Origin of the sequence: Microlunatus spumicola, assembly GCF_039536445.1 — a bacterium.
In the GTDB taxonomy this organism is placed as follows: domain Bacteria; phylum Actinomycetota; class Actinomycetes; order Propionibacteriales; family Propionibacteriaceae; genus Microlunatus; species Microlunatus spumicola.
Genome location: NZ_BAAAYR010000002.1, coordinates 185,649 through 203,422, shown reverse-complemented (window position 1 = coordinate 203,422; position 17,774 = coordinate 185,649). Strand labels below are relative to the sequence as shown.

At 73.8% G+C, this 17,774-nt stretch carries 20 protein-coding genes and 1 tRNA gene; 12 read left to right on the top strand and 9 right to left on the bottom strand.

The genetic code is table 11. The annotated features are described in order from the left end of the window. Positions 1–93 precede the first annotated feature (93 nt). On the bottom strand, positions 94–912 hold the full coding sequence (locus ABD665_RS09935; RefSeq protein WP_204910800.1) for a DUF1707 domain-containing protein: 819 nt from the start codon (positions 910–912) through the stop codon (positions 94–96). 155 nt (positions 913–1,067) lie between these two features. On the opposite strand from ABD665_RS09935, the gene ABD665_RS09930 reads away from it, so the two are divergent. After that, positions 1,068–1,141 (top strand) — tRNA-Gly (locus tag ABD665_RS09930). A 42-nt stretch (positions 1,142–1,183) separates the two neighbouring features. Continuing rightward, complete coding sequence (locus ABD665_RS09925; protein ID WP_204910801.1) at positions 1,184–1,660, top strand: hypothetical protein; 477 nt, start codon at positions 1,184–1,186, stop codon at positions 1,658–1,660. Here the strand turns inward: ABD665_RS09925 and ABD665_RS09920 are convergent. Both ABD665_RS09920 and ABD665_RS09915 read right to left on the bottom strand, forming a co-directional pair. Continuing rightward, positions 1,596–1,925, bottom strand: a complete 330-nt coding sequence (locus tag ABD665_RS09920; RefSeq protein ID WP_204910802.1) for an antibiotic biosynthesis monooxygenase — start codon at positions 1,923–1,925, stop codon at positions 1,596–1,598. The genes ABD665_RS09925 and ABD665_RS09920 overlap by 65 nt on opposite strands. 73 nt (positions 1,926–1,998) lie before the next feature. After that, the gene (locus ABD665_RS09915) at positions 1,999–2,379 is read right to left on the bottom strand and encodes a VOC family protein (RefSeq protein ID WP_204910803.1); all 381 of its coding nucleotides are present in this window, start codon (positions 2,377–2,379) and stop codon (positions 1,999–2,001) included. 99 nt (positions 2,380–2,478) lie between these two features. Here ABD665_RS09915 and ABD665_RS09910 point away from each other — a divergent pair, with 99 nt between their 5' ends. Beyond that, positions 2,479–2,724, top strand: coding sequence for a hypothetical protein (locus ABD665_RS09910; RefSeq protein ID WP_204910804.1), 246 nt, complete (start codon positions 2,479–2,481; stop codon positions 2,722–2,724). A gap of 20 nt (positions 2,725–2,744) precedes the next feature. Here ABD665_RS09910 and ABD665_RS09905 read toward each other — a convergent pair whose 3' ends face one another. Further along, the gene (locus ABD665_RS09905) at positions 2,745–3,746 is read right to left on the bottom strand and encodes a Rossmann-fold NAD(P)-binding domain-containing protein (RefSeq protein ID WP_204910805.1); all 1,002 of its coding nucleotides are present in this window, start codon (positions 3,744–3,746) and stop codon (positions 2,745–2,747) included. 96 nt (positions 3,747–3,842) lie between these two features. Here ABD665_RS09905 and ABD665_RS09900 point away from each other — a divergent pair, with 96 nt between their 5' ends. The 5 genes from ABD665_RS09900 (at position 3,843) to ABD665_RS09880 (ending at position 9,268) form a co-directional block, all read left to right on the top strand. Beyond that, positions 3,843–4,325 (top strand): pyridoxamine 5'-phosphate oxidase family protein, encoded by a 483-nt coding sequence (locus ABD665_RS09900; RefSeq protein ID WP_204910806.1) that lies wholly within the window; start codon positions 3,843–3,845, stop codon positions 4,323–4,325. A gap of 221 nt (positions 4,326–4,546) precedes the next feature. Next, a complete protein-coding gene (locus tag ABD665_RS09895; protein ID WP_204910807.1) occupies positions 4,547–5,569 on the top strand; it encodes a 1-aminocyclopropane-1-carboxylate deaminase in 1,023 nt (340 codons plus the stop codon). A gap of 173 nt (positions 5,570–5,742) precedes the next feature. Continuing rightward, the gene (locus ABD665_RS09890; RefSeq protein WP_204910808.1) at positions 5,743–6,354 is read left to right on the top strand and encodes a TetR family transcriptional regulator; all 612 of its coding nucleotides are present in this window, start codon (positions 5,743–5,745) and stop codon (positions 6,352–6,354) included. Continuing rightward, complete coding sequence (locus ABD665_RS09885; RefSeq protein WP_204910809.1) at positions 6,351–7,100, top strand: ATP-binding cassette domain-containing protein; 750 nt, start codon at positions 6,351–6,353, stop codon at positions 7,098–7,100. Before ABD665_RS09890 ends, ABD665_RS09885 begins: the two co-directional genes overlap by 4 nt. Continuing rightward, positions 7,100–9,268: a YhgE/Pip family protein gene (locus ABD665_RS09880; protein ID WP_204910810.1), complete on the top strand. Its 2,169-nt coding sequence runs from the start codon at positions 7,100–7,102 to the stop codon at positions 9,266–9,268. The genes ABD665_RS09885 and ABD665_RS09880 overlap by 1 nt, the downstream gene beginning before the upstream one ends. 93 nt (positions 9,269–9,361) lie before the next feature. Here the strand turns inward: ABD665_RS09880 and ABD665_RS09875 are convergent, their stop codons facing one another. Further along, positions 9,362–10,396: a methyltransferase gene (locus ABD665_RS09875; RefSeq protein WP_204910811.1), complete on the bottom strand. Its 1,035-nt coding sequence runs from the start codon at positions 10,394–10,396 to the stop codon at positions 9,362–9,364. A 165-nt stretch (positions 10,397–10,561) separates the two neighbouring features. On the opposite strand from ABD665_RS09875, the gene ABD665_RS09870 reads away from it, so the two are divergent. The 4 genes from ABD665_RS09870 to dcd all read left to right on the top strand — a co-directional run bounded on the left by ABD665_RS09870 (position 10,562) and on the right by dcd (position 14,522). Continuing rightward, positions 10,562–11,416 carry a siderophore-interacting protein gene (locus ABD665_RS09870; protein WP_344742131.1) on the top strand — a complete coding sequence of 285 codons (855 nt, stop codon included), beginning with the start codon at positions 10,562–10,564 and terminating at the stop codon, positions 11,414–11,416. A gap of 100 nt (positions 11,417–11,516) precedes the next feature. Then, positions 11,517–12,689 carry an FHA domain-containing protein gene (locus tag ABD665_RS09865; protein ID WP_204910812.1) on the top strand — a complete coding sequence of 391 codons (1,173 nt, stop codon included), beginning with the start codon at positions 11,517–11,519 and terminating at the stop codon, positions 12,687–12,689. A 96-nt stretch (positions 12,690–12,785) separates the two neighbouring features. Continuing rightward, positions 12,786–13,889 carry an RDD family protein gene (locus tag ABD665_RS09860; RefSeq protein WP_204910813.1) on the top strand — a complete coding sequence of 368 codons (1,104 nt, stop codon included), beginning with the start codon at positions 12,786–12,788 and terminating at the stop codon, positions 13,887–13,889. A gap of 57 nt (positions 13,890–13,946) precedes the next feature. After that, entirely contained in the window at positions 13,947–14,522 is a 576-nt protein-coding gene (gene dcd / locus ABD665_RS09855; protein ID WP_204910814.1) for a dCTP deaminase, read from the top strand. Between the two features lie 114 nt (positions 14,523–14,636). On the opposite strand, the gene ABD665_RS09850 is transcribed toward dcd, so the two are convergent. Genes ABD665_RS09850 through ABD665_RS09835 form a run of 4 tightly spaced genes read right to left on the bottom strand, consistent with a single transcriptional unit; the run spans position 14,637 to position 17,687 of the window. Then, positions 14,637–15,020, bottom strand: coding sequence for a transcriptional repressor (locus ABD665_RS09850; protein WP_204910815.1), 384 nt, complete (start codon positions 15,018–15,020; stop codon positions 14,637–14,639). Continuing rightward, a complete protein-coding gene (locus ABD665_RS09845) occupies positions 15,020–15,910 on the bottom strand; it encodes a metal ABC transporter permease (RefSeq protein WP_204910816.1) in 891 nt (296 codons plus the stop codon). Before ABD665_RS09845 ends, ABD665_RS09850 begins: the two co-directional genes overlap by 1 nt. Next, entirely contained in the window at positions 15,910–16,773 is an 864-nt protein-coding gene (locus ABD665_RS09840) for a metal ABC transporter ATP-binding protein (RefSeq protein WP_204913753.1), read from the bottom strand. Before ABD665_RS09840 ends, ABD665_RS09845 begins: the two co-directional genes overlap by 1 nt. Beyond that, positions 16,773–17,687 (bottom strand): metal ABC transporter solute-binding protein, Zn/Mn family, encoded by a 915-nt coding sequence (locus ABD665_RS09835; RefSeq protein WP_204910817.1) that lies wholly within the window; start codon positions 17,685–17,687, stop codon positions 16,773–16,775. Before ABD665_RS09835 ends, ABD665_RS09840 begins: the two co-directional genes overlap by 1 nt. Positions 17,688–17,774 lie beyond the last annotated feature (87 nt).

Genomic DNA, 17,774 nt, shown 5'->3' with positions numbered 1-17,774 from the left:
GCCTCTTCATCACCAGGAGGAGCCGACCTCTGACGAGGCCCTTCGACAGGCTCAGGGGGTGTGGGCGAGCTCAGGGGGCGTTCCGGTCGGGCGTCAGTGCCCGCAGCCGTTGCGGCGCTGGTGCGCCTCGGGCCGCGGGTCGAGGGCGGTGAGGCCCGGGCGGGCGGAGCCGCGGCCGAAGAGCTTCGGGCGGGGGCCCTTGACCGAGACGCCGCCGAACAGCACGTTGCCCTTGATCACGAGCGTCGGGGCGCCCTCGACGGGTTCGCCGATGTTCTTGACCTCGGTGCCGCCGAAGATGTTCACGGTCTCGTTGCGGACCGTCAGGCCCGCGGGGACCTTGAGCTCGACGCCGCCGAAGCAGGCCTGCACGTGGAGCTCGATGACGGGGGCGTCGAAGTCGGCCTCCCGCAGGTCGAGGTCGACCCCGCCGAAGACGGCGGTGATCTGGTTGCGGGCGCGGACGCGCCAGCGGCCCTTGCGCTCGACCCCGCCGAAGACGGCGACCATCCGGTCGACCTCGGGGTTGGCGCCGGTCCCGACGACGAACTGCGGCGTGCTCGACGAGACCGTCGTCGGTGCCGGGTCGAGCGGCACGAGGTCGGAGGTGAGCGGGACGAGGTCGTCGAAGGTGCGGGCGGCGAGCACCCGCTCGAGGCGCTCGTCGTGCTCCTCGTGGGTGAGCCGGCCCTCCGCGTACGCGGCGTCGAGGAGCGAGGCGACCTGGTCGCGGTCGCCGTCCGAGGCGCGCAGCGAACCGCCGGCGGCGGGTCCGACGCCCGTGGGCTCGGGCGTCGTCTCGCGGATGGTGCCGTCGATGGTCCCGGGGAAGGGGGAGGGCGCGTACGCGTCGTGGTGCTGCGGGCCACCGGCTGCGCCGGTCGGGCTGTCCATCGGGGTCCAGGTGCTCACGGGGTTCACGCTAGGACTGCTCCGGGCCTGCTGGCGAGGGTGTGGGAACGCCTTCAGGGTCGGTTCCGGGGGTCCCCGTACGGCGGGAGGGTTGGACCCTGGCCGCCGTCCGCTAGACTCTCCAACCGCCGCTCGAGAAGCATCGGCGCGGCGCTGCGGACGTAGTTCAATGGTAGAACTTCAGCTTCCCAAGCTGATAGTGCGGGTTCGATTCCCGTCGTCCGCTCCACGGCCCCTTGCCGGGGCCACCCCTCGCCAGCACCATGGACGGGTGCGCACCCCCCGCGCCGCTCGTCGTGACCGTGACGAGCTCCTGAAGCCCTACCGCGTCGCCGCCGTCGTGCTGCTCGTGCTCGGGGTGCTCTGCGTCCTCGTCGAGCTGCAGTCGCCGTCGCTCGTCTACTGGACCGGGGAGCGGGTGCCCGCCACGAACGACGCCGGCATCGTCTACTACGAGGTGCACGGCGAGCCGCGCACCCTGAACGACCCCCGCGAGGCGCCTGTACGCCCGGCGCCGACCGCCGTCTACGCCGACCCCGACGACGCGAGCCGCGACCGCCAGGCCGGTCCGGGCCGGTGGTTCGACGCCGCCTTCGTCCTCGCGCCGTTCGTGGCCGCGGGTGCGCTGCCGGTCCTCGGCCTCGTACGGAGGCGGCGGTTCCGGGAGCGCCTCGCCCGGCGCGCTACGGCCGGCTCGGACGGACCTCCGCCATCTCGCCCCAGCCCGTCGCCCCGATCGTCTCGCTGATGATCTTCGGCGTGGCGCTCACGTAGTCGGGGAGCTTCGCGACCGCGGCCTTGAAGTGGTCGCTGCCCACGTGGTCCGCGCCGGCCTCGCCGTCCCGGAAGCCCTCGACCAGCACCCACTCGTTCGGGTCGTCGACGCTGCGCGACCAGTCGAAGAAGAGGTTCCCGACCTCGCCGCGCGTGCCCTCGGTGAAGTCGGCGACGATCCCCGGCCAGTCGTCGGCGTACTCGGGGCGGACGGGCCACTTGACGACGATGAAGATCACGGGCGCTCCTGGGTCGGGTGTGCGGACGGCGCCGGGGGTCGCTCCCGGGCCGGGTCCCCACTCTGCCCGGCGGTCACGGCCAGGTGCGGGCCAGGGTGGCGAACGCCTCGGGGTCGCTGTGCACGGGGATGACGCAGAGCAGGTGCCCGCCCGGCACGCGGAGCGTGTGGCAGTCCAGCCACGTCGAGACCTCGACGGCGCCGAGCGCCTCGAGGCGCGCCACCTCCGCCGGGACGTCGTCGGTCTCGACGTCGAGGTGGTAGCGCGGCTCGTCGTCGACAGCCTGGACGGCGGCGACGAGCCCGCCGAACCCGCCCTCGAGGCTCGTGAACTGAGGTTCACCGGGTGCCTCGTGAGCCGCGACGCCGAGCGCGGCCGTCCAGAAGGCGGCGCTGGCCGCGGCCTGGTCGCGGGGGCTGTCGACGAGCAGGGTCGACAGGCGGCTGCGGTGCATCGCGCGTCCTCTCGTGGCGGGCGTCCGGCGTCCTCCGGCGGTGGTCCAGCACGCTAGACCGGCCGGACGCGCCCTCCTGCGTGCCCCCACAATCGCTGGGTGACGCACAACGCGATGATCATCGTCGGCTTCGACCTCGACCGGCACGTCTGGCTGTGCCGGGTGCCCGACCACGGCGAGCTGGTCGGCTGGCCGGCGGTGTTCGAGTACCTGGACCAGCAGGACTACCGGGTCGTGTCGTCGTGCGTCGACTACTACGACGCCCGGGTCGCGACCGACATCACGCCCTCGTCCCCGACCTCGTTGGACGCACGGATCTACCGGCTGTTCCTCGTCCGGGACTGACCTCGCCGGGCGGGGTCGTGTCAGCCCCGGACACGCCCGACGAGCTCCGGCTCGAGGTCGGCGAACGACCCGTCGGTGAGCGCTGCCTCGCCCGCCTCCCGCGCCCAGGCGAGGGTCGCCGTCGCCAGCTCGATCGGCGACGAGAAGACCAGCCCCGTAGCGAGCGCCCTGGACGAGTCGATCGCGAGCTGCGGGATCTGGTCCTCGGGGAACCAGAGGGGACGCTCCTCCTCGTCGACGCCGAGCAGCAGGCGCCGCATCAGGTCCTCGGGCGCGACCACCGCGTCGAGGTCGGCCAGCGACGTGCCGCCCCCGGCGACCACGCAGGCGTCGAGCACCTCGCGCAGGGTGTCCGGGCGACCCGGGCCGACGGCGTTGAACGTCCCGCCGCGGCCCTCGGCGAGCATCCGCACCGACCAGGCGGCGATGTCGCGGGCGTCGGAGTACTGCACGGGGCGGTCGAGGTCGCCGGGCAGCAGGACCGTACGGGGGAGCGAGCCGTCCAGCGCGCCGGCCAGGCGGACCGGCCAGTAGGTGTAGCGGTCCGAGCGCGGGCCGACCATGATCCCGACCCGCGGGAAGAACGCCTGCTCCCCGAACCGCTCCCGGACCGCCGCCTCGCCGGCCAGCTTGGCCAGCGAGCGTTCCTGGAGCCGGTCGGTCTCGCGGCCCGCCGTCCGGACGGGACCGTCCTCGTCCGGGACCTCGGGACCGGTGGGGGCGTAGACGCTCATGCCGGAGACGTAGCCGTACGTCCCCACAGAGCCCGCGAGGAGCGCCGTCGTCGCCGCGATCGCCGGGGCGCCCTCGCCGGTGTCGTTGAAGGTGTCGAAGACGGCGTCCCACGTACGCCCGCGGAGCCCCGAGAGGTCGCCCTGCCGGTCGCCGGTGACGACGTCGACGCCGTCCACGGGAGCCTGTCCGGAGCGGCTCAGGACCGTCACCTCGTGCCCGGCGGCCAGCGCCGCCGTGACGACGTGGTAGCCGAGGAAACCGCCGCCGCCGAGGACCAGGAGTCGCATGGCGCGAGGCTAGACGGGGGTGGGCACCTCGGGTCGGCGGCTGCGCCGTGCTGGGTACGGTCGGGAGCGAAGACCCACCTACGAGAGGACGCCACCATGGCCACCCCGGACGAGATCGCCAAGCTGGTCGACCTGACCAAGGACATCAGGATCGCCATGCTCACCACGGTCGAGGAGGACGGCGCCTTCGCCGCCCGCCCGATGGCGCAGCAGGAGGTCCAGGCCGACGGCTCCCTCTACTTCTTCACCGAGCGCGACTCGAACATCGTCCGCAACATCGCCGCGAACCCGCACGTCGGCGTGGCGCTCAGCTCGGCCAGCGTCTGGGTGTCCATCGCCGGCACCGCGACCATCGTCGACGACGTCGACAAGAAGAAGGAGCTCTGGAACGCCGGCGCCGAGGCGTGGCTGCCCCAGGGCCCCGAGGACGCCAGCGTCGCCCTGATCTACGTCGACAGCGACTCCGCGGAGTACTGGGACACCCCCGGCGGCCGCGTCGCCTCCGTCTTCAGCTTCGTGAAGGCCAAGGCCACCGGCGAGCCCTTCGACGGCAACGAGGTCAAGAAGCTCGACCTCTAGGCCTCCACCCGCGCACTCGGCTCCGCCAGCGGCGGGTCCCAGGCGCCACAGGACTTTCACGTTTACGTGAAACTCCCCTACTGACCACGGCAGATCTGCCGTGGTCAGTACTGGTTTTTCACGTTTACGTGAAAGTCCTGGGACTCGTACGGCCGGCGGGGCGGCGGCGGCCGCCGGGGACGGGAGGCGGTGGCCCGCGGGACCGCTGGCAGAGTTCGGCCATGAGCCTCGCCGACTTCGCGCGCTACCCGCTGACCTTCGGGCCGAGCCCGGTCCACCCGCTGCGCCGCCTGACGGAGCACCTCGGCGGCGCGCAGGTCTGGGCCAAGCGGGAGGACGTCAGCAGCGGGCTGGCGTACGGGGGCAACAAGACCCGCAAGCTCGAGTACATCGTCCCGGACGTCCTCGCCTCGGGCGCGGACACGCTGGTCTCCATCGGCGGCTACCAGTCGAACCACACCCGCCAGGTCGCCGCCGTCGCCGCGCACCTCGGGCTGAAGTGCCGCCTCGTGCAGGAGCACTGGGTGAACTGGGACGAGCCGGGCTACACCGACGTCGGCAACCTGCTGCTGTCCCGTGTCATGGGCGCCGACTCCAGGCTCGACCCGGCCGGCTTCGACATCGGCATCCGGGCGTCCTGGACCGACGCGCTGCGCGAGGTCGAGGAGGCCGGGGGCACGCCGTACGGGATCCCGGCCGGCGCCTCGGAACACCCCCTCGGCGGCCTGGGCTTCGCCGGCTGGGCGTACGAGGTGGCGCAGCAGGAGCGTGAGCTCGACGTCTTCTTCGACACGATCGTCGTCTGCACGGTCACCGGCTCGACCCACGCCGGGATGATCGCCGGGTTCGCCGCGCTGGAGGACGCCGGCGGTCGTCCCCGCCGCGTGATCGGCATCGACGCGTCGGCGACGCTGGAGAAGACCCGGGACCAGGTCGGGCGGATCGCCCGGCACACCGCCGAGCTCATCGGCCTCGAGCGCGTCCTGCGCGACGACGAGATCACGGTGCTCGAGGGCTGGGCCGGCGACGAGTACGGCGTCCCGGTCGACTCGACGCTGGAGGCCATCAGGCTCAGCGGCCGGCTCGAGGCCATGATCATCGACCCCGTCTACGAGGGGAAGTCGATGGCCGGGCTGATCGACCTCGTGACGAGCGGCGACATCGGGCCCGACTCGACCGTGCTGTACGCCCACCTCGGCGGCCAGCCGGCGCTGAACGCGTACGCGAGCCTCTTCGCCGGCTGAGCCTCCACCGCGGGCACCCTCCTCGGGCCGGAGCCCCGGCGCCGTTTCGGGCCGTGCCCCCACGGGAACCCACCCTCCGTGGGCCTGCCCGGGGACGGTGGCCGACATCACTCGATACCCGGGGTACCGAAAGCGGCGCCTCTTCGATACCCTAGGTATCGAAGGGAGTCGCCATGACCACCACCCGGGTCCGCCCGCTACGGGCCGACGTCCGCGAGCAGATCGTCGCGGCGGCCGGCGAGGAGTTCGCCGAGCGCGGCTACGCCGGCACGTCGGTCGCGCAGGTCGCCGCCCGCGCCGGCTTCACCAAGGGCGCCGTCTACTCGAACTTCGGCGGCAAGCCCGAGCTCTTCGCGGCGGCGATGCAGGCCTACTTCACCGAGGCGGTCGTCGGCGCGTTCGCGGACGCCCTCGGCGCCGCCGCGGCGGTGACCGACCGTCCGCCGGCCCGGGCCATGGCCCACGCGCTGGCCGAGAACGTCCTGCTCGGCGAACGCTGGCCGACCCTGCTGGGCGAGTTCCGCTCGGTGGTCGCCGCCGAGCCCGCGCTCCGCGACCTCTACTCCGACCTCCGCGTCGCGCAGCGCGCCCAGCTCGTCGAGGCCCTGCGCCGCGCGGGCGAGCAGGTCGCGCTGCGGCCCGACCTCGACCTCGAGGTCGCCGCCACCCTGCTGCTCACCTGCGTCCACGGGCTCTCGGTCGAACGCCTCGCCGCGCCCGACGCGATCCCCACGGCCCTCGTCGAGGGCCTCTTCGCCCACGTCCTCGAGGGGATCCTCGCGTGAGCGCCCCGACCCCCCAGCACGCCGCCCCCCAGCACGCCCCGCAGCACGCCGCCCCCGAGCAGCCCGCCGATCAGCCGGCGCCCGAGCAGCGCCCGCCCGCGGTCGTCGAGGCCCGGCACCTGAGCCTCGTCGGTCCCGAGGGGCCGGTGTTCCGCGACGTCACCCTCGCCGTACGGCCCGGGCTCGTCACCGTCGTCGCCGGTCCGGGCGGCAGCGGCCGCTCGAGCCTGCTGCTCGCGCTCTGCGGCCGGATGCGCGGCACCACGGGCACCATCGGGGCCCAGGGCCACGTCGTCCGGTCCGGCCGTGACCTGCGCGCGCTGCGCCGCCGGACCTCCGTGGCCCGGATCTCCGACGTCGTGCAGCCCGAGGCCCGCCTCACCGTCGCCGAGTCGGTCGTCGAGCGGGCGCTGCTCGACGGCGTCCGGCCGGCCGACGCCGAGCGGGCCTTCGCCGCCGCCGAGGAGCTGCTCGGGACCCACCTCGACCGCCGCACCGCCACCGAGCGGCTGACCGCGTACGAGCAGACGGTCCTCGCCGTCGCGCTCGCCCTCGTCGGCCCGGCCGACCTGGTCGTCCTCGACGACCTCGACGCCGACCTCGACACCGACGACCAGCGGCGGCTGCTCGACGCGCTCGTCCGCGTCGCCGCGGCCGGCCCCGCGGTCCTCGCCAGCACCACCGAGCGGGAGTCCGTCCCCGACGCCGCCGTGCTCGTCCCCCTCGCCCCACCCCAGGAACCGTGATGTCCTCGCTCCCGCACCTCTCCCCGCGCCACCTGCCGCTCCTCGGGCGCTTCGAGCTGCACCGCTTCAAGGGCCGCCTGCCCAAGCTGGCGCTCGCCTTCGTGCTGCTCGTCCCGCTCCTCTACGGCGCCATCTACCTCGCCGCGAACTGGGACCCCTACGGCAAGCTCGACCGCCTGCCGGTCGCCGTGGTGAACCTCGACACGGGGACGACGTACGACAAGAAGGACGTGCACGCGGGCGACGACTTCGTCGACAGCCTCCACGACGAGCACAACTTCGACTACCGCGACGTGACCGCCGCCGAGGCGGACCGCGGGCTGCGCGAGGGCGACTACTACCTGGCGATCACGGTCCCGGCCGACTTCTCCCGCGACCTCGTCAGCGGGCAGGGCGACGACCCGCGGCGCGCCGGGATCCTGCTCCGTCGCAACGACGCCAACGGCTTCGTCATCGGCAGCATCACCAACCAGGCGCAGAACGCCATCGCGCGCTCGGTCGACGAGTCGGCGACCGCGAGCTACTTCGACGCGGTGTTCGCCAACCTGGACGTCATCCGGGGCGGCCTGTCCGACGCGACGGACGGCGCGGACAAGCTGCACAAGGGCATCGCCTCGGCGGACGACGGTTCCGCGGACCTGGCCGACGGCGCCCGTACGGCCGCGAGCGGGGCGGACGACCTGCACGACGGTGCGCGCCAGCTCGCGACGGGGCTGGGGACGGCCAAGAAGGGTTCCGGGGACCTGGTCACCGGCCTCGACACCCTGCACACGGGCGCCGGCCGGCTGGCCGACGGCGCGGACCAGGTGGCCGACGGCACGCAGCAGCTGAACGACAAGGCCCAGCCCGTGCTCAAGCTCGCCGCCCGCGACCTGCCCGACGTGGAGCGCGAGACCAAGGCGGTCGCGAACGACCTCGACGCGCTGGCGCAGACCGCCGCCGGCAGCACCGGTTCCATCAGCAGCGACCTGTCGACGATCGACGACTCCCTGGACGCGCTGCAGAAGGCCGACCCGGCGCTCGCCGACGACCCGGCGTTCCAGCGGGCCCGGCAGCGCGTCCAGGACGCCTCCGGGCGCGCGGACGAGATCGCCGACGACGTCAAGGACGGCGCCGCGCGGGTGCACCAGGCGAACCGGCTGGTGCAGTCCGCCGGCGACCTGGCCGCCCAGGCGGCCAAGGCCAGCCGCGACCTCGACACGCTGAACGACGGCGCGCACGACGTGGCCTCCGGCGCGAAGACCTTGGACCGCGGCCTGGGCAGCGCCGAGTCCGGGGCCCGCACGCTGGACGCGGGCATCGGCACCGCGGCGACCGGCGCGACGCAGCTCAGCGGCGGTTCCGCGACGCTCGCCTCCGGGCTGCACGACCTGTCCGACGGCGCGGACGACCTGCACGAAGGTCTCGGCACGCTCGACTCGGGCTCGAAGACGCTGGCCACCCAGCTGCAGAAGGGCACCGACCGCATCCCGACCTACACGGCGGACGAGCAGGACCGCGCCGTGCAGGTGCTGTCCTCCCCGGCCGACGTCAGCATGACGATCGACAACCCGGCGACCTTCTACGGCCGGGGGCTGGCCCCGCTGTTCTTCTCGATCGCGCTGTGGGTGTTCGGGATCTCGGTGTTCCTGGTCGTCCGGCCGATCTCGGGCCGCGCGCTCGTCGGCCGGGCCAGCGCCCTGCGCCTCGGGCTGGCGGGGTGGGCGCCCGTCGGTGCCATCGCCGTGGCCGCCGGGTGGCTGATGCTCGGGGTGGTCTGGCTGACGCTCGGCCTCGACCCGAAGCACCCGGTGCTCGCCTTCGGCGTCGTCACCCTCGGGGCCGTGGCCTTCTCGTCCTTCGCGCACCTGCTGCGGACGGCGCTCGGCACGGTGGGCTCGAGCCTGCTGCTGGTGACGCTGATCCTGCAGCTGGCCGCCGCGGGGGGCACCTACCCGTCACCGATCCTGCCGCGGTTCTTCGCGGCCATCCACCCGTTCCTGCCGATGAGCTACCTCATCGACGCGTTCCGGGTGGTCGTGTCGGGCGGGCTCGCGTCGCACCTCGCGCGCGACGTCGCGATCCTGGCCGCGATGGCGGTCGTGGCGCTGACCCTCACGGTGCTCACCGTCGCGAAGCGCAAGCAGCTGAGCGTGAAGGACCTGCACCCGCCGCTGGTCGCGCCCTAGCCCCCTGAGCTACGCCCACTCGATGCGGGCTGGACCGCGCGCCTGCGCTCAGCCGCCGGCCGACCCGTCATCGAGTGAGCGGATATCAGGGGATCAGCCCGGCCGCCGCGACCGCGTGACCGTGAACCGCGGGTTCTGCGTGACCACGGAGGTCGAGCCGACCCGGGCGCGCAGCATCGGCAGGTAGGGCAGGTGGGAGTTCCACACCGTCCACAGCTCGCCGCCCGGCCGCAGCGCCTTCCCGACCTCGCCGAAGAGGTGCGGCGTCGTGCTCCGGTCCAGCGCGGTCCCGCGGTGGAAGGGCGGGTTGCACACGACGAGGTCGAGCGACCCGGGCTCGACGCCCTCGAGCCCGTCCGTACGGACCGCGTGGACCTGGTCGAGCACCCCGTTGGCCTCGGCCGTGGCCAGCGTCGAGTCCACCGCGGCGGCCGACACGTCGGTCCCGAGGACCCGCGCTGCGGGCAGCGCGCGGGCCACGCCGACGCTCAGCACCCCGTTGCCGCAGCCCAGGTCGACCACCTCGGTCGCGTCCTGGGGCAGCCGGTCGAGCACGTCGAGCAGCACCCGGGTGCCGACGTCGATCCCCGTCCCCGCGAACACGCCCCCGTGCGCCAGGACCGTCAGGTCCTCGGCCTCGTGCCGCTCGCCGTGCGGCCAGGTCTCCGGGCCGGCCGCCCCGTCCCGCGGCCGCTCGGCGACCAGCGCCCGCGCCTTGTGCCGGCCCAGGGTCGCGTGCACCTCGCCGAAGTGCTGGCTCAGCACGTCGTTCATGCCCCGGCTCAGGTGCCGCACCAGCCCGCCGGCCAGCAGCACGACGTCGGGGGCCGCGTACGCCGCGACGGCCCCGGCGAGCTCGTCCAGGGCGGCGAGGCTCTTGGGCAGGCGCGCGACGACGAGCCCGGCGCCCTCGAGGAGCTCGCGGTCCGGCCATTCCGACGGCGCCGCCGCGGGGGCCGCCGCGCGGACCGTCCGCTCGTCCACCAGCGAGTCGCAGAAGAAGCCGGCCACCCCGGGCAGCCCGGCGACCAGGCTCCCCGTCACGTCGTCGAGCACCACGGTGCGCCGGCCCGCGTACGCGGCGGCCTCCTCGAGCAGCAGGCGGTCGACGCCGTCGGGTTCGGTCATCCGGACAGTGTCGCGGCTCCGAAGTGTCTGCGGAGGGCGGCGACGGTGGGTGTCCCCGTCACCGCCTTCCCCGACCCCCTCCGTGTGCCGCAGGTCATGGTGCGAGGCAGGGCGGGTTAGGTTAGCCTTACAAATACAGCTCGACCCGACGGAAGCGAGGACGACGTGGAACGACCGCAGCGCAAGAGGGTCCTGCGTCGCGCGACCGTCGTCTCGACGGAGTGGCTCAGCCCCTCGATGGTGCGGATCGGCTTCACCGGACCCGACCTCGACGTGATGCGTGACCTCCCGTACAGCGACCACTACATCAAGATGCTGTTCCCGCCGGCGGGGGCGCCGTACGCGTGGCCGTTCGACCCGGAGCAGGTCAAGGCCGAGCACGCGCCCGAGCACTGGCCGATCACCCGGACCTACACCGTCCGCAGCTACGACGAGCTCACCGGGACCATGGCCGTCGACTTCGTCGTCCACGGCGACGAGGGCATCGCGGGGCCCTGGGCCCGTCGCGTCAAGCCCGGCGCCGAGATCGGCTTCTACGGCCCGGGCGGGGCCTTCACCCCCGACCTCGCGGCCGACGCGCACCTGATGATCGGCGACGAGGCCGCGCTGCCGGCCATCGCGGCGAGCCTCGAGCGCCTGCCCCGCGACGCCCGGGCGCACGTCTTCCTCGAGATCGAGGAGGACGACTGCCGCCAGCCCGTCGCCGGGCCCGACGGCCTGCACCTGACCTGGGTCGCCCGCGGCGACCGTCCGCACGGCGAGGCGCTGGCCGAGGCCGTCCGGGCGGCGCGCCTGCCCGAGGGGTGCCTGAGCATCTTCGTGCACGGCAACGCCTACATGGTCCGCGACCTGCGCCGCTACCTCTGCGCCGAGCGGGGGACCACGCGGTCCGCCATCTCGATGTCCGGCTACTGGCGCCCCGGTGCGACCGAGGACCTGTGGCAGGCCACCAAGCGCGAGTTCAGCGCCGAGGCCGAGGCGAGCGCACCGCCCGCGTACGCCACGGCGATCTCCGCCTGACCGGAGCGTCGCCGGTCCCCGTACGCCAGGTGCGCAGCCTGCGCGCGGGCTACGATGCCGAGCGGTCAGGACCGTCGGCGGTCCGGCCCGAGGAGGCCGGATGAGCGGGGACATGGGGCGCTGGCGCGCCACCTACACACCGGGTTCCTGGCTGCTGCTCTGCGGCCCCGCGGCGGCCGTGGTCCTCGAACCCGCCGACGCCACCTGGTCGGACCTCGTCGAGACGCTCTGGGACGAGGTCGTCTCCGCCGAGTCGATCGCCGACCTCGCCGCCCGCCTCGCCTGGTACCGCATCGACAGCATGCCGAGCTTCGCCGCCTTCTTCTGGGGTCCGGACGGCATGCGCTCGCTCGTCCGTGGCGACGTCCGCGTGGTCGACGCCGACAGCAACGAGGTCGTGGCGACCGGCGCGGGCGTGCAGACCTGGGTCGAGACCGGGCTGGGTGACCTGCGGCAGGTCCGCGTCGAGCTCCCCGCCGAACGTCCCGAGGGTGTGTTCCCCCTCCCGCTCGTGGTCGGGGCCGTCGGTGTTTCGGCCGTGTTCCTGGACGCCACCGACGAGGCCGCGCTCGACTCCCCGCAGCAGGTCGGTCCGGACAGCTCGGCCGACGAGACGACGGCCGACGAGACCGCCGCCGACGAGACCCCGGCCGGGGCGACCCCGCCCGTGCCCGAGGAGCCCCGGCCGGTCGACGAGCCCGAGCCGACCTCCCGGACCGAGCACGAGAACGCCGAGACCCGCCTGATGTCACCCTCCGAGCTGCCGGTCCCGCCGCTCGCGCCCGGCACCGACGAGGGCGGGGCTGACGGGGGCGTGCCGACGGTGGCGGCCGTGTTCTGCGCGTGGGGCCACCCCAACCCGCCGGGCGCCGACCGCTGCCGCGTGTGCACCGCGCTCATCGCCGTCCAGACGCCCCGCGAGGTCCCGGCGCCCGTCCTCGCCGTCCTGCGTGCGAGCAGCGGCGCGACCGCGGAGGTGGTCGGCTCGGTCCTCGTCGGCCGCGCGCCGGCCCGCGACCGTGCCCGTCACCCGGACCCCGTGCTGCTGACGGTCACGAGCCCCAGCCACGACATCAGCCGTACGCACCTCGAGGTCTTCGCCTCCGGGTGGGACGTCGGCGTGACCGACCTGCACTCGACCAACGGCACCGACCTCGTCGGGCCCGACGGGTCGATCCGGACCATGGACCCCGGCGAGACCACGGGCGTGGTGCTCGGCACCTCGCTGGAGCTGGCCGACGGGGTCTCCGTGCTGATCGACTTTCCGCAGTAGGTTGGGGCGCGCCCCCGATACGGCCGCCCCGGAATCCTCCGGAGCGGTCGGACACGCGCGCGGTCGTCCGTACGCGGCCCGCACAGGAGGAGCGACATGAGCTCGGCACGACCACCGGCACCCGCCCGCGACACGGGGCTGCCCCCAGGCGTCCAGGTGGGCCCGCTGGGACGTCGCTTCGGCGCGTACGTCATCGACGCCGTCGTCCCGGCCGTCGCGGGCCTGCTGGTCAACCTGGGCGCGCGCGACGGCGGTGACGGCACGAACGTGCCCCTCGTCGTGGTCGGCGTGGTCCTCGGCCTGGCCTGGGGCGTCGTCTGCTGGCAGCAGCTGGCGACCGTCGCCGCCTCCCCGGGCATGCGGCTGCTCAAGCTCCAGCTCGTCGGCTTCTTCGACGGACGCCCGGTCGGGTGGGGCCGCGTGCTGCTCCGCTGGCTGGTCTGGACCGTCCTCTCCGCCACCGGCGTCGGGCTGCTGCTGGTCCTCGGCTCGCTCCTCGTGAGCCCGCGTCACCAGGGCTGGCACGACCGGGCGGCCAAGGCCGTCGTCATCGTCGAGCGCCCGCTGGCCCCGCGGGCCGGCAAGGCCCGCACCGCGCGTCCCGCGACGCCGCCCGCCGCGGCTGCAGCGCCCGCCGTCGACCCGGCGTCCGACGGCCGTCCGGTGCCGAACGCCCAGTTCCCCGTCGGTCCTCCGCGCAGCGCCGGCGTGCGCCCGGTCCCCGCGACCGCGCCCGCCGTGGCCGGGGACCCGGCCATCGGACCCGAGCTCGCCCCGCTCGCCGGCGAGCCCGACCCGTCGGGCGAGCCGTCCCCGGCCGAGGACGGCCGCACCGTCGTCGCGGGTGCCCGGCGCACGATCCTCGACGGCTGGGTCGCCGAGCTCGACGACGGCCGCGAGATCGTCGTCCGCGGGCTGGTGCTGCTCGGCCGCAACCCGCAGCCGGAGGACGGCGAGACCGACGCGCAGCTGGTCAAGCTGCCCGACGAGTCGCGCACCGTCTCCAAGACCCACCTCGCGCTCGGCGTCGACGACGCCGGCCTCTTCGTCGTGGACCGCGGGTCGACCAACGGGTCGACCATCACCCCGCCCGGCCAGCCCACCGTGCCCGTCGGGCCGTTCCACGCCGTGCCGGTCACCGAGGGTTCCGTGGTCTCGATCGGCGACCACTGGGTGCGGATCCGGCGCGACGCCCGCTGATCCCGGACCGACGGCGGCCCGGACCCCGCGCCCGTTCCGCCGGATAGGGTCACGCCCATGCTGCTCTCCGACCGCGACATCCGCGCCCAGGTCGAGGAGGGTCGGATCGGGCTCGAGCCCTACGACGCGGGGCTCGTGCAGCCGTCGAGCATCGACGTGCGGCTGGACCGCTACTTCCGCGTCTTCGAGAACCACCGCTACCCGCACATCGACCCCGCGGAGGAGCAGGCCGACCTGACCCGAGCGGTCGAGGTGCCCGTCGACGAGCCGTTCATCCTGCACCCCGGCGAGTTCGCGCTCGGGTCGATCTACGAGGTCGTCACGCTGCCCGACGACGTCGCCGCGCGCGTGGAGGGCAAGTCCTCGCTCGGCCGCCTCGGGCTGCTGACCCACGCGACGGCCGGCTTCATCGACCCCGGCTTCTCCGGGCACGTGACCCTCGAGCTGTCGAACGTCGCCACCCTGCCGATCAAGCTCTGGCCGGGCATGAAGATCGGCCAGCTCTGCTTCTTCAGCCTGACCTCACCGGCCGAGCACCCGTACGGCTCCGCCGTCTACGGCTCGCGCTACCAGGGCCAGCGCGGCCCGACCCCCAGCCGTTCGCACCTGGGCTTCGTCCGCGGTGGTGTGTAGAAGAACTCGACCGGTACCTCGACCCGCCGAGCGGTACCTGATCCCGCTCGCGGCGCGTCAGCAACCGGGAAGCGGTACCGCTCGCGGCCCCGGCACACCAGCACCGACCTTCGGTCAGTGCTGGCAGTTGCCGCAGACGCCGAAGATCTCGAGCTGGTGCTGCACGTCGGTGAAGCCGTGGTCGGCGGCGACCTGGTCGGTCCAGCGCTCGATCGCGGGGCCCTCGACCTCGACCGTACGGCCGCAGGTCCGGCACACCAGGTGGTGGTGGTGCCCGGTGGAGCAACGGCGGTAGGCCGTCTCGCCGTCGTCGGTGCGGATGGCGTCGAGCTGCTGCGCCTCGACCATCAGCTGCAGGGTGCGGTAGACGGTGGTCAGCCCGATGTCCTCCCCGGCGTGGCGCAGGTCGTCGTGGATCTGGCTGGCCGTACGGAACTCGGAGGTCCGCCCGAGCAGCTCGCCGACCGCCGCGCGCTGGCGGGTGTTGCGCTGGGCCATCAGGCGGCCACCTCCGTGGCGAAGCGGGGCGTCCGCGGGCGCCGGCGGTCGCGCACGCCGCCCACCACCCGGCAGACGACGTAGATCAGGAACGACAGCGTGGTCACGTACGGGCTGATCGGGATGGCGCCGCCGAGGGCGAGCAGGATCCCGCCGACCATGGAGACCACGGCGAAGAGCGTCGACAGCAGCGGCACGAGCACCGGCGAGGCCGAGATCCGCAGCGCGGCGGCCGCGGGCGTGACGAGCACGGAGAGCACGAGCAGCGAGCCGACGATCTGCACCGACACCGCGACGGCGAGGCCGAGCAGCAGCATGAACACGATGGACAGGGCGACCGTCGGCACCCCGCGCGCCTCGGCGACCTGGGCATCGATGCTGGCGAACATCAGCGGCCGCCAGACGAGCAGCAGGCTGACGACGACGATGCCGCAGATGACCAGCAGCGCGGTCAGCCGCGGGTTGTCCACGGCCACGATCTGCCCGGTCAGCAGCCCGAACTTGTTGGCCGCCCGTCCCGAGTAGAGGGCGAGGCAGAGGATCCCGAGCCCGAGGCCGAAGGGCATGAGCACGGCGATGATCGAGTTCCGGTTGCGCGCGCGGCTGCCGAGGACCCCGATCAGCAGGGCGGCGGCCAGCGAGCCCGCCAGCGAGCCCTCGACCACCCCGACGCCGAACAGCAGCCCGGCGGCCGCGCCGGCGAACGACAGCTCGCTGATCGCGTGCACCGCGAACGCCAGGTCCCGGGCCATGACGAAGACGCCGACCAGGCCACCGGTCAGGCCGAGGACGGCGCCGGCGATGATCGAGTTCCGCACCAGGGCGATCAGCTCGCCGTAGTCGGAGAACGAGAAGAGCTGGCCCCACAGCGAGGCGAACGCGTCGTGCATCAGTGCCTGCTCCCGTCCCCGTGCGGGGCGTGCTCGTGGCCCTCGTGGGCGTGGTCGGGCAGCCCGACGACGACGATCCGGTCGCGTACGCGGACGACCTCGACCGGGGTGTCGTAGAGGTCGCTCAGCACCTCGGAGGTGAAGACGTCGTCCACCGACCCGACGAGGGCCTTGCCGTTGGCGAGGTAGACGACGGTGTCGACCATGTCGAGCACCGGGTTCACGTCGTGCGTGATCATCAGCACCGCCCGGCCCGGCTCGCGCCGGCTGGCGTCGATCAGGTCGCTCACGGAACGCTGCTGGTTGAGATCGAGCGAGATCAGCGGCTCGTCGCAGAGCAGCAGGCGCGAGTCGCCGATCAGCGCCTGCCCGATCCGCAGCCGCTGCTGCTCGCCGCCCGACAGGCTGCCGATGCGCGCGTCCGCGAACGCCTCCGCGTGCACCGTCGCGAGCATCGCGTCGACCCGCGCCCGCCGGCCCCGCGACGGCAGCGGCGGCCCGAACCGGTCGCCGTCGATCCCCAGCGCCAGGAAGTCGCGCGCGCGCAGCGGGGTGCCGCGGTCCGCGAGGTGCTGCTGGGGGACGTAGCCGACGAGCCGGTGGCCGCGCCGGACGGGTTCGCCGAGGATCTCGATGCGGCCGCCGGTCAGCGGCTGCGTGCCCAGGACCGCGCGCAGCAGGCTCGTCTTGCCCGACCCGTTCGGGCCGAGGATCGCGACGAACTGCCCCGGGGCGACGTCCAGGTCGAGCCCGGCCCACAGCAGCCGGTCGCCGTAGCCGAGCGACGCGTCCCGGATCGACAGCACGGGCCGCACGGCGCCGGCCTCGACGTGGTCGGTCGCCGCGCTGGTCACGGTGGTCATCATCCCTTGAGCGCCGACCCCACGGCGTCGAGGTTGCCCTGCATCCAGCCCACGTAGTCCTGGCCGGCCGGGAGGGTCTCGGTGACAGGGACGACCGGCACGCCGTTGTCGCGCGCGGCCTTCAGCACGGCCTCGGTCTGCGGCCCGGTGGTCTGCTCGTTGTACGCGAGCAGCCCGACCTGGCGTCCGGTGAACAGGGCCTCGGTCTGCTGCAGCACCGCCGGAGCGACGTCGGAACCCTCCTCGATCGCCTCGCTGAACGCCTCGGGCGTCTTGTCGACGAGACCGGACGCCTCGAGGAGGTAGAGCGGCACGGGCTCGGTGATCGCCACCCCGGTCCCGTCGTGGGCGGCCTTCAGGTCGGCCTCGGACTTCTCGAGGCCCTGCAGGCGGGTCGTGAGGGCGGCGGCGTTGGTGCGGAACGTGTCCGCGCGGTCCGGCGCGACCGCCGTGAGGTCCTGGCTCAGCCGGTCGACGAGCTTGACCATGGTCGGGACGTCGTACCAGAGGTGCTCGTTGAACTCCCCGTCCGCGGGCTCCTGGTCGTAGCCGGACACGTCGGCGACGTTCACGACCCGCGGCTTCGCGCTGCTCGCGGAGAGCATCGTCGCGACGAAGTCGTCGTAGCCGCCGCCGTTCTCGACGACGACCTGCGCCTTGCTCACGGCGAGCTGCGTACGGGCGTCGGCCGTGTACTCGTGCGGGTCCTTGTCGGGGCTGTCGATGATCGACGTCACCTGGACCGCGTCGCCGCCGATCGTCTTGACGATGTCTCCGTAGACGTTCGTGGAGGCGACGACGGCCACCGTCCCGTCGGAGCCGCCCGCCGAGCCCGGAGCAGGGGTCGCCGTGCCGGAGCAGGCGGCCAGGCCGAGCGCGAGCGCGGCGACGGGTACGGCGAGCAGTCGAGGCATGCCCCGACGTTAACGAAAGTGAAAACGGTTGTCAAAAGCGTTAGCGGGAGGGGCGGGCCGGGGAGGACGACGAGAGGCCGACCACCG

Bases quoted from the DNA above. Each gene is read 5' to 3' on its own strand.
- ABD665_RS09915 (WP_204910803.1), bottom strand. From the start codon at position 2,379: ATGCACCGCAGCCGCCTGTCGACCCTGCTCGTCGACAGCCCCCGCGAC.
- ABD665_RS09905 (WP_204910805.1), bottom strand. From the start codon at position 3,746: ATGCGACTCCTGGTCCTCGGCGGCGGCGGTTTCCTCGGCTACCACGTC.
- ABD665_RS09900 (WP_204910806.1), top strand. From the start codon at position 3,843: ATGGCCACCCCGGACGAGATCGCCAAGCTGGTCGACCTGACCAAGGAC.
- ABD665_RS09895 (WP_204910807.1), top strand. From the start codon at position 4,547: ATGAGCCTCGCCGACTTCGCGCGCTACCCGCTGACCTTCGGGCCGAGC.
- ABD665_RS09890 (WP_204910808.1), top strand. From the start codon at position 5,743: ATGACCACCACCCGGGTCCGCCCGCTACGGGCCGACGTCCGCGAGCAG.
- ABD665_RS09880 (WP_204910810.1), top strand. From the start codon at position 7,100: ATGTCCTCGCTCCCGCACCTCTCCCCGCGCCACCTGCCGCTCCTCGGG.
- ABD665_RS09875 (WP_204910811.1), bottom strand. From the start codon at position 10,396: ATGACCGAACCCGACGGCGTCGACCGCCTGCTGCTCGAGGAGGCCGCC.
- ABD665_RS09865 (WP_204910812.1), top strand. From the start codon at position 11,517: ATGAGCGGGGACATGGGGCGCTGGCGCGCCACCTACACACCGGGTTCC.
- ABD665_RS09860 (WP_204910813.1), top strand. From the start codon at position 12,786: ATGAGCTCGGCACGACCACCGGCACCCGCCCGCGACACGGGGCTGCCC.
- dcd (WP_204910814.1), top strand. From the start codon at position 13,947: ATGCTGCTCTCCGACCGCGACATCCGCGCCCAGGTCGAGGAGGGTCGG.
- ABD665_RS09850 (WP_204910815.1), bottom strand. From the start codon at position 15,020: ATGGCCCAGCGCAACACCCGCCAGCGCGCGGCGGTCGGCGAGCTGCTC.
- ABD665_RS09845 (WP_204910816.1), bottom strand. From the start codon at position 15,910: ATGCACGACGCGTTCGCCTCGCTGTGGGGCCAGCTCTTCTCGTTCTCC.
- ABD665_RS09840 (WP_204913753.1), bottom strand. From the start codon at position 16,773: ATGACCACCGTGACCAGCGCGGCGACCGACCACGTCGAGGCCGGCGCC.
- ABD665_RS09835 (WP_204910817.1), bottom strand. From the start codon at position 17,687: ATGCCTCGACTGCTCGCCGTACCCGTCGCCGCGCTCGCGCTCGGCCTG.